This window comes from Staphylococcus sp. IVB6181, from assembly GCF_025561445.1.
Lineage (GTDB): Bacteria > Bacillota > Bacilli > Staphylococcales > Staphylococcaceae > Staphylococcus > Staphylococcus simulans_B.
Window position 1 is genome coordinate 1,402,835 of sequence record NZ_CP095096.1, and the last position, 13,938, is coordinate 1,416,772.

Genomic DNA, 13,938 nt, shown 5'->3' on the forward strand with positions numbered 1-13,938 from the left:
TTTCAAAATACTTAAATAAAATTCATCTGAATTCTATGCGGTATGCCTCTTTATACTTGAAACATAACATTTATATGAAAAATGAATATGTGGGGGTGTCTAATGTGAATAATGAATATCCGTACAGTGCAGACGAGGTCCTGTACAAAGCAAAGTCTTATTTAAGTAAAGAAGAATATGAACATGTCCTTAAGAGTTATCATATTGCTTATGAAGCACACCAAGGACAATTCAGAAAAAATGGTCTGCCATATATTATGCATCCCATTCAAGTGGCTGGAATCTTAACTGAAATGCATCTGGATGGTCCGACCATTGTTGCGGGCTTTTTACATGATGTTATCGAGGATACGCCTTACACATTTGATGACGTAAAAGCAATGTTTAATGATGAAGTAGCCATGATTGTCGAAGGGGTTACTAAGTTAAAGAAAGTGAAGTATCGCTCTAAAGAAGAACAACAAGCTGAAAACCATCGTAAATTGTTTATTGCGATCGCAAAAGATGTTCGGGTCATCTTAGTAAAATTAGCCGACAGACTGCATAATATGCGAACATTAAAAGCAATGCCGAGAGAAAAGCAAATCAGAATTTCTAAAGAAACATTAGAAATTTATGCACCGCTTGCACACCGTTTAGGGATTAATACCATTAAATGGGAACTTGAAGATATCGCGCTGCGCTATATTGACGGCGTACAGTACTTCCGTATTGTTAATCTCATGAAGAAAAAGCGCAGTGAGCGTGAAGCGTATATTAAGAATGCGATTGAACGTATTCGTGCTGAGATGGATAAAATGCATATTGAAGGCGAAATTAATGGCCGTCCGAAGCATATCTACAGTATTTATCGCAAAATGATGAAACAAAAGAAACAGTTCGATCAGATTTTCGACTTATTAGCAGTCCGCATTATTGTGGATTCGATTAAAGATTGTTATGCGGTCTTAGGTTTGGTACATACGTTATGGAAACCTATGCCAGGCAGATTTAAAGATTATATTGCCATGCCGAAACAAAACATGTATCAATCCTTGCATACGACAGTAGTCGGTCCGAACGGCGACCCGTTGGAGATTCAAATCAGAACGCATGAAATGCATGAAATAGCAGAACACGGGGTTGCGGCACACTGGGCTTACAAAGAAGGCAAAAAAGTAACAGAAGATAATTCAGGTTATGCTAAAAAATTATCATGGCTGAAAGATTTGGCTGAAGCGGATAAAACAGCAAATGATGCTCAAGAATTTATGGAATCATTGAAGTTTGATCTGCAAAGTGATAAAGTATACGCCTTCACACCGCAAAGTGATGTTATCGAACTGCCGTATGGTGCAGTGCCGATTGATTTTGCTTATGCTGTGCATAGTGAAGTCGGCAATAAAATGATCGGTGCGAAAGTCAATGGTAAAATCGAACCGATTGATTATGTACTGCAAACCGGCGATATCGTTGAAATCCGTACGAGTAAACATTCGTATGGACCGAGTCGCGATTGGTTGAAAATTGTGCGCTCATCCAGTGCAAAAAGCAAGATTAAAAGCTTCTTCAAGAAACAAGATCGTTCTTCTAACATTGAAAAAGGTAAATTCATGGTAGAAGCTGAAATCAAGGAACAAGGTTTCAAAACAGAAGATGTTTTAACTGAATCTAATATTGAAATTGTGAATCAAAAATACAACTTCTCAAACGAAGATGATTTATTCGCAGCAGTCGGTTTCGGCGGTGTGACATCTTCTCAAATCGTCAACAAATTAACTGAGAAACAACGTATTCTTGATAAGCAGCGTGCATTGAATGAAGCACAAGAAGTCACAAAATCAGTACCGATTAAAGATAATATTACGACTGACAGCGGCGTGTATGTTGAAGGTATAGAAAACGTATTGATTAAATTGTCTAAATGCTGCAATCCTATACCTGGAGACGATATTGTCGGTTATATTACTAAAGGACATGGTATTAAAGTGCACAGAACCGATTGTCCGAACATTAAAAACGAAACAGAACGTTTAATCAATGTGGAGTGGGTAAAATCTAAAGACTCCACACAACGTTATCAAGTTGATTTAGAAGTAACCGCTTATGACCGTAACGGCCTGCTTAATGAAGTATTGCAGGCAGTGAATGCAACTGATAGTAATTTAGTTAAGGTTTCTGGTAAATCTGACGTAGAGAAAAATGCTATCATTAACTTGAGTGTTATGGTTAAAAATGTCAATGAAGTCTTCAAAGTTGTTGAGCGTATCAAACAACTAGGAGATGTTTATACAGTTACAAGAGTCTGGAACTAACTGAGGTGTTTATTATATGAGAGTAGTAGTACAACGTGTTAAACAAGCATCTGTAACAAATGACTCGATCAACGCATCTATCGGGAAAGGTTTATGTTTATTGGTCGGTGTCGGACAAGATTCTACAGAAGCAGATGTGAAAGCAGTAGCAAAAAAGATTGCAAATGCAAGAATATTTGAAGATGAACAAGGAAAAATGAATTTGAATGTACAGAAAATCGGAGGTTCTGTATTGTCGATTTCTCAATTCACGCTTTATGCGGATGTTAAGAAAGGCAACAGACCCGGATTTACAAATTCAAAAGCTCCTGATGAAGCGAATCGTTTGTATGAAGCTTTAAATGACGAGTTACGACAATTCGATCTTGAAGTGAAGACAGGTGAATTCGGAACAGATATGTTGGTGGATATCGCAAATGACGGTCCTGTAACTATTATCTATGAAAGTCAGGACGGCAAAGTGATATGAACCGAATTGAACGGTGGTTTAAAAAGAATAGACTGAAACCTATTCCCGTGCTGATTGCCCTGATTCTAATTATCATTTTGGTCTTTATCATCATATTGGTAGCGAATTATCAATATAAACATGATGATAGTGTCACAATGAAAGAAGATGCAGAATTAAGAACCGGACCTAACGCAGTCTATCCTGAAATTTTTCCAGCTGAGAAAGGCCAAACCTTTCATCAAATTGATAAAAGAGGCAAATGGCTTTATGTAGAAACAAAAGACGGCAAAGATAAAGGTTGGGTTGCCGGCTGGCATACGGATTTAGATATTCCTCCGGATAATGATCCGAATGCTAAGCCGTTAAAAGGCAAAGTGATTGTACTGGATCCTGGTCATGGCGGAGGAGACCAGGGTGCTTCCAGTTCAACCAAATATAATTCACTTGAAAAAGTTTACACCTTGAAAACAGGTTTAGAACTTAAAAAGAAATTAGAACAAGAAGGCGCTAAAGTCAAAATGACAAGAGATAAAGATGAATACGTCAAATTGAAAGACAGAAATTTCAAAGGCGACGCATTTATCAGCTTACATAATGATGCATTGAAATCACCTGAAGCTAATGGTGTGACAGTATACTGGTTTAAGAAGCAGCAAGAAGACCTTGCGGAAGCTTTGAGCATGAGTATACAGAAAAAAGGATTGTTATCGCCTAAAGGTGCAAGACAAGAAAATTATCAAGTACTGAGACAGTCGAAACTGCCGGCAGTATTGATTGAATTAGGCTATATCAGCAATCCGACAGATGAAATGATGATTCGCGATAAATTGCACCGACAAGTATTGGAACAAGCAATTGTTGACGGTCTGCGTATGTACTTTTCATCTTAAATAGTTGCAATCAATGCTAAAAATCGTTATGATAGTATCTGAATAAAATAATTAAAACCGTTATGATTCTTGAATAGACATTACGAAATGGCAAAAGAGAAATAATCCTTGGCTGAAAGATTATGCAGAGTAAGGGTGTCAATATTGAACACAAGAAGAGGTGAAGTGCAATACTTGCTGTTGTACTTCCGTAAGACATACGTTAAATGTTTAAAGTGGAGCTGATTTTTTCGGCTCAATTAGGGTGGCAACACGGAAAATTCGTCCCTTGTGTGATAGTGATATCATGCAGGGGGTTTTTATTTCTAAAAGGAAGTGACGAGATGATAAATATACCGCGCGGTACACAAGATATACTGCCTGATCAAAGCAGAAAATGGAGATATATTGAATCAAAATTAGACGAGTTAATGGAACTTTATAATTATAAAGAAATCCGTACACCGATTTTCGAAAGCACAGATTTATTTGCGAGAGGTGTCGGCGACTCTACAGATGTCGTTCAAAAAGAAATGTATACATTTAAAGATAAAGGCGACAGAAGTATTACATTAAGACCTGAAGGTACAGCTGCAGTTGTGCGTTCATATATTGAAAATAAAATGCAAGGCGACCCGAACCAGCCGATTAAATTGTATTATAACGGACCTATGTTCAGATACGAACGTAAACAAAAAGGACGTTATCGCCAATTCAACCAATTCGGTGTAGAAGCGATTGGTGCACAAGACCCAAGTGTTGATGCTGAAATACTTGCTATGGTGATGCATATTTATCAATCATTCGGCTTAAAACACTTGAAATTAGTGATTAACAGTGTCGGTGATTTTGAATCACGCAAAGAATACAACCAAGCATTAATCGAACACTTCGAACCTGTTATCGATACATTCTGCAGTGATTGTCAATCACGTTTGTATACAAATCCAATGCGTATTCTTGACTGTAAAGTCGATAGAGATAAAGAAGCGGTTAAAACAGCACCGCGTATTACAGAATATCTTAACGAAGAATCTAAAACATATTACGAACAAGTGAAAAGTTATTTAGATGAATTAGGCATTCCGTATGTAGAAGATCCAAATCTTGTACGCGGATTAGACTACTATACACACACAGCATTCGAATTGATGATTGATAGTCCAGATTACGACGGTGCAATCACAACGTTATGCGGCGGCGGAAGATACAATGGTCTGCTTGAATTGTTAGACGGACCTAAACAAACAGGTATCGGTTTTGCTTTAAGTATTGAACGTTTATTGCTTGCACTTGAAGAAGAAGGTATCGAAATCGAAGACGAAGATCATCTTGACTTATTCGTCGTAACAATGGGCGACAAAGCAGATCGCTATGCCGTTAAATTATTAAACGACTTGCGTCATCACGGTATTAAAGCAGATAAAGACTATTTGAAACGTAAAATCAAAGGTCAAATGAAACAAGCAAACCGTGTCGGTGCAGAATATACCATTGTTATCGGTGAGCAAGAACTTGAAGATGGAAAAATCGATATTAAACATATGGAAAGCGGCGAAACTGAAAGTATTCAGTTAACAAATTTAGTATCGTATTTCGAAGAAAAGAAAGCAAAATAAGAGGAGAGTATGAAAATGAGTAAAAGAACAACTTATTGTGGTCTTGTAACTGAAGACTTTTTAGGACAGCACGTAACATTGAAAGGATGGGTGCATAACCGCAGAGACTTAGGCGGATTGATTTTCGTAGACTTGCGTGACCGCGAAGGTTATGTACAAATCGTATTCAACCCTGATTTTTCTAAAGAAGCATTAGAAATTGCAGAATCTATCCGTTCAGAATATGTCATCGAAGTTGAAGGTACTGTCACTAAGCGTGATCCTGAAACAGTCAATAATAAAATCAAAACAGGTAATGTTGAAGTGCAAGTAGATAAAATCAACATTATCAATAAAGCACAAACACCTCCGTTTTCAATCAACGATGATTCACAACAAGTTGACGAAAATATTCGTTTGAAATATCGTTATTTAGATTTAAGAAGACAAGAGTTGGCGCAAACAATCAAAATGCGTCACCATATTACACGTTCAATTCATGAATATCTTGATAACGAAGGTTTCTTAGATATTGAAACACCATTCTTAACAAAATCAACACCTGAAGGTGCTCGCGACTACTTAGTTCCTTCTCGTGTGCATGAAGGAAAATTCTATGCCTTGCCGCAATCTCCGCAATTATTCAAACAATTATTGATGATCAGCGGATTCGACAAATACTATCAAATCGTTAAATGTTTCCGTGACGAAGACTTGCGTGCAGACAGACAGCCGGAATTTACACAAGTCGATATCGAAATGAGTTTCGTGGATCAAGAAGATGTTATGGAAATGGGCGAAGACATGCTTAAAAAAGTCGTAAAAGACGTGAAAGGCATCGAATTGACTGAACAATTCCCACGCATGACTTATGCAGAAGCAATGGCACGTTACGGTTCTGATAAACCAGATACACGTTTCGATATGGAATTATTAGATGTATCCGAACTTGGTCAAACAATGGACTTCAAAGTTTTCAAAGATACAGTTGAAAAAGGCGGAGAAGTTAAAGCCTTGGTAGCAGAAGGTGCTTCAGACAAATATACACGTAAAGACATTGATAAATTAACAGAATTTGTTAATATCTACGGTGCTAAAGGACTAGCATGGGTTAAAGTTGTTGAAGACGGCTTAAGCGGCCCAATTGCAAGATTCTTCGAAGATGCAGATGTTGAAAAATTAAAATCATTAACAGGCGCAAAAGCAGGGGATTTAGTATTATTCGTTGCTGACAAACCAAGTGTTGTAGCACAAAGTTTAGGTGCATTGCGTGTGAAACTTGCACATGAGTTAGGTTTAATCGACGAAGACAAATTAAACTTCTTATGGGTAACAGATTGGCCGTTATTAGAATATGACGAAGATGAAAAACGTTATGTGGCAGCACACCATCCATTCACATCTCCTAAAGATGAAGACTTGGAAAAATTAGACTCAGAACCAGAAAATGCTCAAGCAAAAGCATATGATATCGTATTAAACGGTTATGAACTTGGCGGCGGTTCAATCAGAATTCATAACGGCGACATTCAATCTAAAATGTTTGAAGTGCTTGGATTCACAAAAGAAGAAGCACAAGATCAATTCGGCTTCTTGCTTGATGCATTCAAATATGGTGCACCGCCACATGGCGGTATCGCATTAGGTTTAGACCGTTTTGTAATGTTATTGACAGGACGTACAAACTTGCGCGACACAATCGCATTCCCTAAAACAGCATCAGCTGTATCATTAATGACACAAGCACCAAGTGAAGTATCTGACAAACAACTTGAAGAGTTAGCCTTACGTATTCGTCACTAATAAAATATTTCCATTTCAATGGCTTTTAAATTTGCAAATTGGAAATAATGTGGTAATATTTAATTATAAGATAGTCGTCTGAAATACTCGTAGTTTGCTGTATGTATTTTGACCTAACACTCTTTGATCAGGGAGCCCAATAGGTTTTCTTGCAGCGCACACGCCTCTAAAGGAGGACGTGCAAAACAAGAAACAGGGCACCCACCTGTAATTAGCAGGCCAAAATGATCAAGCGCTAACAACTACGGTACAACGGATTCTATCGTACGTAGGACTTCGGTCCTGCGTATTTTTTTTATAAAAGTTTAGAAAATGTTAAGAAATGAACTTGCAAAAGTTTGTTATAATGGTTCAATGTTAGTTAAGTAATACAAAAGGAGTAAGAAGTAGAATGAAGCATCAATTTTCACGTAATGAATTGGCTTATGGTAAAGAAGGACTGGATTTATTAAAAGAACAAACAGTTGCTGTTTTAGGCGTTGGGGGTGTTGGTTCTTTTGCTGCTGAAGCATTAGCAAGAACAAATATCGGCCATATCATTTTGATCGATAAAGATGATGTCGATATCACAAATGTTAACCGTCAGCTGCATGCATTGACGACAACAATCGGCCAAAGCAAAGTATCATTAATGGAAGAACGTATTAAGTTGATTAACCCAGATTGTAAAGTGACTTCATTACATATGTTCTATAACGAAGATACATATGAAGCGCTGTTCAATGACTATGATATTGACTATATCATTGATGCAAGCGATACAATTATTTACAAAGTTCACTTAATGGAAGAATGCTTAAAACGTGGTATCAAATTGATTTCTAGTATGGGTGCTGCAAATAAGACAGATCCTACACGCTTCCAAATTGCAGATATTTCAAAAACACATACAGATCCGATTGCGAAAATCATTAGACAAAAGCTGAAAAAAGACGGGATTAAAAAGGGCGTACCTGTAGTATTCTCTGATGAAAGTCCGATTGTAATCAGAGAAGATGTGAAGGAAACTGTAGGCGATAAAAATGCGGCAACAAGAAAAGGACAAATACCGCCATCATCAAATGCTTTTGTACCAAGTGTGGTAGGTTTGATTTGTGCAAGTTATGTCATTAATGACGTACTTAAAGATATTCCTGTAACACGAATTAAAGACGGCAAACAAAAATATAAGGCTGATAAAGAATCGTAATCATGTATTACGATTCTGATATCAACCTGTTTAAGATTTGTGTTGTTGTTTGGAAATATTATCATAGATTTGTTTGAATTGCTGCTCAGCTTTTGAAGTTGTTTTCGGCTTATAATAATGTTTGTTTTTAAGTTTATCCGGCAAGTACTGCTGCGGAATAAAACCATTTTCTGAGTTGTGCGGATATTGATAGCCGATGGCACGTCCAAGCTCTTTAGCACCGGCATAATGACCATCTTTAAGATGGCTTGGAATTTGTCCGACATGTCCCTTTTTAATGTCAGATAATGCCGCATCGATGGCCGTAATACCTGAATTTGATTTCGGTGACAAGCATAATTCGATCACTGCTTGGCTTAACGGAATACGTGCTTCAGGAAAGCCTAAGCGTTCAGCAGATTCAATCGCAGCAAGTGTTCTTTGTCCTGCACCAGGTGAAGCTAATCCGACATCTTCATAACTGATAACAAGCAATCGTCTTGCGATAGTCGGCAAATCACCGGCTTCTATCAATCTGGCTAAATAATGAAGCGCTGCATCAGTATCGCTGCCGCGAATCGACTTTTGAAATGCACTCATGACATCATAATGCATATCGCCGTCTTTGTCTGAGACAAAGCTGCCTTTTTGCATACAGTCTTTCGCATCTTCAAGCGTGACATGGATGGTACCATCCTCTTGCGGTTTTGCGCTCAGCACAGCGAGTTCCAAAGCATTCAATGCACTGCGGACATCGCCATGACTTTGTGTTGAGAAGTACAACATAGCATCTTCATCCAGTTCAGCATTGTATTTTGCTAAACCTCTGTCTTCTTCAGAAAGTGCACGTTCTAATGCAATCTTGACATCATTTTCATCTAAAGGATAGAGTTCGAAAATCTGTGCACGAGAACGTATCGCTGGATTGATTGCATGATAAGGATTTGATGTTGTTGCGCCGATTAAGACAATTTTGCCGTTCTCTAAATGCGGCAGCAAGAAATCTTGTTTAGCTTTGTCTAAGCGATGAATCTCATCTAATAACAAGATGACTTGACCAGACATTTTCGCTTCTTCAACAACCATTTGCATGTCTTTCTTAGTATTAGTAACAGCGTTTAACTGTCTGAATTTATATTCAGTTGAGCCTGCTATTGCTTTAGCAATACTCGTCTTTCCAATACCAGGCGGTCCATAGAATATCATAGAAGTTAAACGTTTGGATTCAACCATTCTTCTAATGATTCCTTTTGGACCCACCAAGTGTTGTTGTGATATGATTTCATCTAGGTTTTGCGGACGCATTCTAGATGCTAAAGGTTCATTATTCAATATTGAGTCACACCTTTCTATTACTATATTAACGTAAAAAATGCTAGAATTGAATAAAACAAAATCGGATTAAGCGAGGTAATAAAATGAAAATTTCTACAAAAGGGAGATACGGCTTAACCTTGATGATTTCTCTTGCTAAGAGAGAAGGGCAAGGTTGCGTATCGTTAAAAACAATTGCAGAAGAAAATAATCTTAGTGATCTATACTTAGAACAATTAGTGGGGCCGTTAAGAAATGCGGGATTGATTCGAAGTGTACGTGGTGCTAAAGGTGGATACCAACTTCGTGTTCCAGCTGATGAAATCAAAGCTGGTGACATTATTCGACTCCTAGAAGGTCCGATTTCCTTTGTCGAAAGTATAGATTCAGAACCGCCAGCGCAAAAAGAACTATGGCTGCGCATGAGAGATGCGGTAAGAGAAGTGCTCGATGGTACAACATTAAAATATCTTGCTGAGTTTAAAGACAATGATAAACTTAATAACTACATGTTCTACATTTAACAAGGACTAGAAAAGCAGCTGATACACTTTTGTATTCGGCTGCTTTTTTGCTCTAATTTATGTTTGCCGACATTTTCATTGTGGTAAAACAAAATATAAATCAATTATACTTCGAATGGAGGAATAAATGATGACAAACAAAGGCGAAAGCAAATTAGAACAAGCTAAAGGTAATGTAAAAGAAACAGTAGGCAACGCTACAAACAACAAAGAATTAGAAAATGAAGGCAAAGCAGATAAAGCTTCAGGCAAAGTCAACGAAAAAGTTGATGAAGCAGCAGATAAAGCAAAAGACGCTGCTGACAAAGTTAAAGATAAATTAAACGATAAATAAATTGTATTATCAACGATAAAATGGGTGGAACGTACAACATTGCGTTCCACCCATTATTTATGCCGTTTATTAAATTAAGCGGTTATAATTTATTGTTGATTTCAGAGACAACTTTTTGAATACGTTTGAATGAATCAATTTGTTTATCTTGATCGTAAACATAACTGATTGCCATTAATTCATCAATATCTCCGTAAATATCGATAAAGTTTTCAAGTTGTGCTTTCACTGTTGCTTCAGAACCGATTAATGAAGATTTTGCTCGGCTTTCTGCCATTTTCAGTTCGTTAGGTGTTAACAGTGATGCTAAATCATCAGTAGGCGGCTGCAGCGGTTCCATTCTGCCTCTTGCGATACTGACTGCCACTTGTGCTAATGTTGTAGCAAGTTTCTTCGCTTCTTCATCTGTTTCAGCTACAATCGCATTTAAACAAACAATCATATAAGGTTTGTCTAATACATCAGATGGCTCGAATAATTCTTTGTAGATTGCCATAGCTTCTCTCATTTGCTGAGGCGCAAAATGACCGGCAAATACATAAGGCAAGCCCATTCTTGCTGCTAAATGTGCTGAATCTGTAGATGAACCTAATACATATAGCGGTACTTCTTTACCGACAGCCGGATAAGCTCTCACATAACCTTGCTGATTTTCAGGTCCGAAATATTTTTGAAGCTGTACAACTTCTTCAGGGAATGCAAATACCCCGTTATGCTGATCGCGGCGCAAAGCGCTAGCTGTCATCATATCTGTACCAGGTGCACGGCCTAGACCCAAATCGACACGGTTAGGGAACATTGTTTCTAATGTTCCGAATTGCTCAGCCACAACTAAAGGTGCGTGGTTCGGAAGCATAATACCGCCTGAACCGACACGGATGTTTTGTGTATATTCTAATGTATGCTGAATTAATAACGCTGTTGCTGAACTGACTAAATTCGGTGCATTATGATGTTCAGCAATCCAATAGCGTTCAAAGCCGAGTTGATCAAGATTTTGTGCTAAGTCTATCATATTATCAATGGCTTGCTTTTCATCTTGACCGTCTTTAATCGGCACTAAATTTAAAGCTGATACTTTTATATTACTCAAAAAATGACCTCCTCTTTAAAACTCGTAACTTAATTATAACAAGGGCGAAATAGAGAAAGAATTTTATTGCTTAACCACACTTTTTGCATGTTATAATAATTGTTGAACAGAGTACTAGAAAATTTGTAGTGATGGTGCTAGAATTGGAACATTGATAAAATTGTGAGGAAGTGTCTGACAAAATGGAAGTATATGCAGATTATGCAGCAACAACTCCTGTTAAACCAGAGGTTATAGAGAAGATGATGGACTTGTATGCAAAGCATTACGGCAATCCTTCGTCCATCCATCATGTAGGTAGAGATGCCAGACAATATTTAGATGAATCAAGAAGAACAATTGCAAAGTTATTAAGCGCAAACCCGAATGAAGTAATTTTTACAAGCGGTGCAACAGAATCCAACAACACTGCAATCAAGGGCTTGGCTTACGCTAATCAGCATAAAGGCAAACATTTAATTACATCAAAAATCGAACATCATTCTATATTGCATGTATTCGAACAGCTGGAAAAAGAAGGCTTTGAAGTCACATATCTTGATGTAGACAAAGAAGGCCTTGTAGATTTAGAGCAATTAAAATCGGTTATGCGAGACGATACGATTCTAGTATCTATTATGTTCGTTAATAATGAAGTAGGGACTGTACAGCCGATGTATGACATTGAAGAAATAGTCAAAAGCCGTGGTGCATTATTACATGTCGATGCAGTTCAGGCAATTGAACATTTGCCGATTGAATTCGATGACTTCGATATCGATACAATGAGTATGACTGCACATAAATTCGGAGGTCCTAAAGGTGTAGGTGTCTTATTGGTTAAACCGAATACACCGATTCAATATTCACAACTTGGCGGCGAACAAGAAACCAAGCGTCGTGCAGGAACTGAAAATGTACCGCAAATAGCAGGTATGGCAGAAGCATTGAAACTTGCGGCTGAAAATCGAGATGCAAACAATGTGCATTTAATGAGTTTGAAAGAGCAGTTTTTAGTGAATCTTCAAGAACGCAGCATTCCATTTGAAGTCAATGGATCAATGACAGATACAACGGGGCATATTTTAAATTTATACTTCCCGTTTATCGATGTAGAAACAATGCTGACGCTGCTTGACTTAGCCAATATTGCTGTATCATCAGGTTCAGCATGTACAGCAGGTTCAACATTGCCGTCTCATGTCTTAGCAGCAATGTACGGCGAAGATGATAATCGCACAAAACAATCTATCCGCTTCAGCTTCAACGAACTGACAACTGAGCGTGAAATCAAATATATCGTAGCAGAAATTCACAAGATTTATCACAAATTTAAGGAGGAATAAAACGTGAGCAACCAAGATACACGTGTAGTAGTAGGTATGTCAGGCGGCGTTGACAGTTCAGTCACTGCTTATCTGCTTAAAGAGCAAGGTTACGACGCTATCGGTATCTTCATGAAAAACTGGGATGATACTGACGAAAACGGCGTATGTACAGCAACTGAAGATTATAATGATGTCATTGCTGTGTGCAACCAAATCGGTATACCTTACTATGCGGTCAATTTTGAAAAAGAATACTGGGATAAAGTCTTTACTTACTTCCTGGATGAATATAAAAAAGGACGCACACCTAACCCTGATGTAATGTGCAATAAAGAAATCAAATTCAAAGCATTTTTAAACCATGCAATGAAATTAGGCGCTGATTATGTGGCTACCGGTCATTATGCGAGAGTCAGACGCAATGACGACGGAACAGTGGAAATGTTAAGAGGTGTGGATAATAACAAAGACCAAACCTACTTCCTAAACCAATTAACAAATGAACAATTATCTAAAGTAATGTTCCCGTTAGGCGGCATGGAAAAATCAGAAGTCAGACAAATTGCCTTAGAACAAGATTTAGCAACCGCAAAGAAAAAAGATTCAACAGGTATCTGCTTTATCGGTGAACGCAATTTCAAAGATTTCTTATCTAATTACCTGCCTGCACAATCAGGTGATATGCGTACGCTCAACGGCAAGAAAATGGGCACACACAGCGGTTTAATGTATTATACAATCGGACAGCGCCATGGCTTAGGAATCGGCGGAGACGGCGATCCATGGTTTGTTGTAGGCAAAAACTTAGACCAAAACATTTTATATGTTGAACAAGGTTTCCATCATGATGCATTATACAGTGATTATTTAATCGCATCTGATGTATCGTTAGTTAATCCTATCGATTTAAGCGAAGGCTATGAATGTACAGCAAAATTCAGATACCGCCAAAAAGATACGAAAGTCACAGTGACACAAATCGCAGACAATCAAATCCGTGTAGATTTCGAAGAACCAGTCCGTGCGATTACACCTGGACAAGCAGTCGTATTATATGACGGTGAAGTCTGCTTAGGCGGCGCTACAATCGATGATGTTTATAAAAATGAAGGACAACTCACATACGTAGTTTAACTTGCTTGAAGAGACAAGGAGAAATTCCTCGTCTCTTTTTTACATAGTT

The 13,938-nt window shown here is 37.9% G+C and carries 12 protein-coding genes and 1 other RNA gene; 11 read left to right on the forward strand and 2 right to left on the reverse strand.

The features are described 5' to 3' along the window. Positions 1-104: 104 nt before the first annotated feature. The 7 genes from MUA90_RS06835 to MUA90_RS06865 all read left to right on the forward strand — a co-directional run bounded on the left by MUA90_RS06835 (position 105) and on the right by MUA90_RS06865 (position 8,204). Positions 105-2,294: a RelA/SpoT family protein gene (locus tag MUA90_RS06835; protein ID WP_262585896.1), complete on the forward strand. Its 2,190-nt coding sequence runs from the start codon at positions 105-107 to the stop codon at positions 2,292-2,294. A gap of 16 nt (positions 2,295-2,310) precedes the next feature. Beyond that, complete coding sequence (dtd, locus tag MUA90_RS06840; protein WP_262585897.1) at positions 2,311-2,763, forward strand: D-aminoacyl-tRNA deacylase; 453 nt, start codon at positions 2,311-2,313, stop codon at positions 2,761-2,763. Beyond that, positions 2,760-3,635, forward strand: coding sequence for an N-acetylmuramoyl-L-alanine amidase (locus tag MUA90_RS06845; protein WP_262585899.1), 876 nt, complete (start codon positions 2,760-2,762; stop codon positions 3,633-3,635). The genes dtd and MUA90_RS06845 overlap by 4 nt, the downstream gene beginning before the upstream one ends. Positions 3,636-3,958: 323 nt before the next feature. Beyond that, positions 3,959-5,233, forward strand: coding sequence for a histidine--tRNA ligase (gene hisS / locus MUA90_RS06850; protein WP_262585901.1), 1,275 nt, complete (start codon positions 3,959-3,961; stop codon positions 5,231-5,233). Between the two features lie 15 nt (positions 5,234-5,248). Continuing rightward, positions 5,249-7,015 (forward strand): aspartate--tRNA ligase, encoded by a 1,767-nt coding sequence (gene aspS / locus MUA90_RS06855; RefSeq protein ID WP_114603218.1) that lies wholly within the window; start codon positions 5,249-5,251, stop codon positions 7,013-7,015. Positions 7,016-7,087: 72 nt separating this feature from the next. Beyond that, a non-coding RNA gene (ssrS, locus tag MUA90_RS06860) (6S RNA) lies at positions 7,088-7,278 on the forward strand. Positions 7,279-7,406: 128 nt separating this feature from the next. Next, positions 7,407-8,204: a tRNA threonylcarbamoyladenosine dehydratase gene (locus MUA90_RS06865; protein ID WP_262585903.1), complete on the forward strand. Its 798-nt coding sequence runs from the start codon at positions 7,407-7,409 to the stop codon at positions 8,202-8,204. 30 nt (positions 8,205-8,234) lie between these two features. Here the strand turns inward: MUA90_RS06865 and MUA90_RS06870 are convergent, their stop codons facing one another. Further along, positions 8,235-9,515: a replication-associated recombination protein A gene (locus tag MUA90_RS06870; protein ID WP_262585904.1), complete on the reverse strand. Its 1,281-nt coding sequence runs from the start codon at positions 9,513-9,515 to the stop codon at positions 8,235-8,237. 86 nt (positions 9,516-9,601) lie between these two features. On the opposite strand from MUA90_RS06870, the gene cymR reads away from it, so the two are divergent. Further along, a complete protein-coding gene (cymR, locus tag MUA90_RS06875) occupies positions 9,602-10,021 on the forward strand; it encodes a cysteine metabolism transcriptional regulator CymR (RefSeq protein ID WP_105992632.1) in 420 nt (139 codons plus the stop codon). 130 nt (positions 10,022-10,151) lie between these two features. Beyond that, positions 10,152-10,355 carry a CsbD family protein gene (locus MUA90_RS06880; RefSeq protein WP_262588817.1) on the forward strand — a complete coding sequence of 68 codons (204 nt, stop codon included), beginning with the start codon at positions 10,152-10,154 and terminating at the stop codon, positions 10,353-10,355. Positions 10,356-10,437: 82 nt separating this feature from the next. On the opposite strand, the gene MUA90_RS06885 is transcribed toward MUA90_RS06880, so the two are convergent. Beyond that, entirely contained in the window at positions 10,438-11,448 is a 1,011-nt protein-coding gene (locus MUA90_RS06885) for an LLM class flavin-dependent oxidoreductase (RefSeq protein ID WP_262585905.1), read from the reverse strand. A gap of 182 nt (positions 11,449-11,630) precedes the next feature. On the opposite strand from MUA90_RS06885, the gene MUA90_RS06890 reads away from it, so the two are divergent. Continuing rightward, on the forward strand, positions 11,631-12,773 hold the full coding sequence (locus MUA90_RS06890) for a cysteine desulfurase family protein (RefSeq protein ID WP_262585906.1): 1,143 nt from the start codon (positions 11,631-11,633) through the stop codon (positions 12,771-12,773). 3 nt (positions 12,774-12,776) lie between these two features. After that, on the forward strand, positions 12,777-13,889 hold the full coding sequence (mnmA, locus tag MUA90_RS06895) for a tRNA 2-thiouridine(34) synthase MnmA (protein ID WP_262585907.1): 1,113 nt from the start codon (positions 12,777-12,779) through the stop codon (positions 13,887-13,889). Positions 13,890-13,938 lie beyond the last annotated feature (49 nt).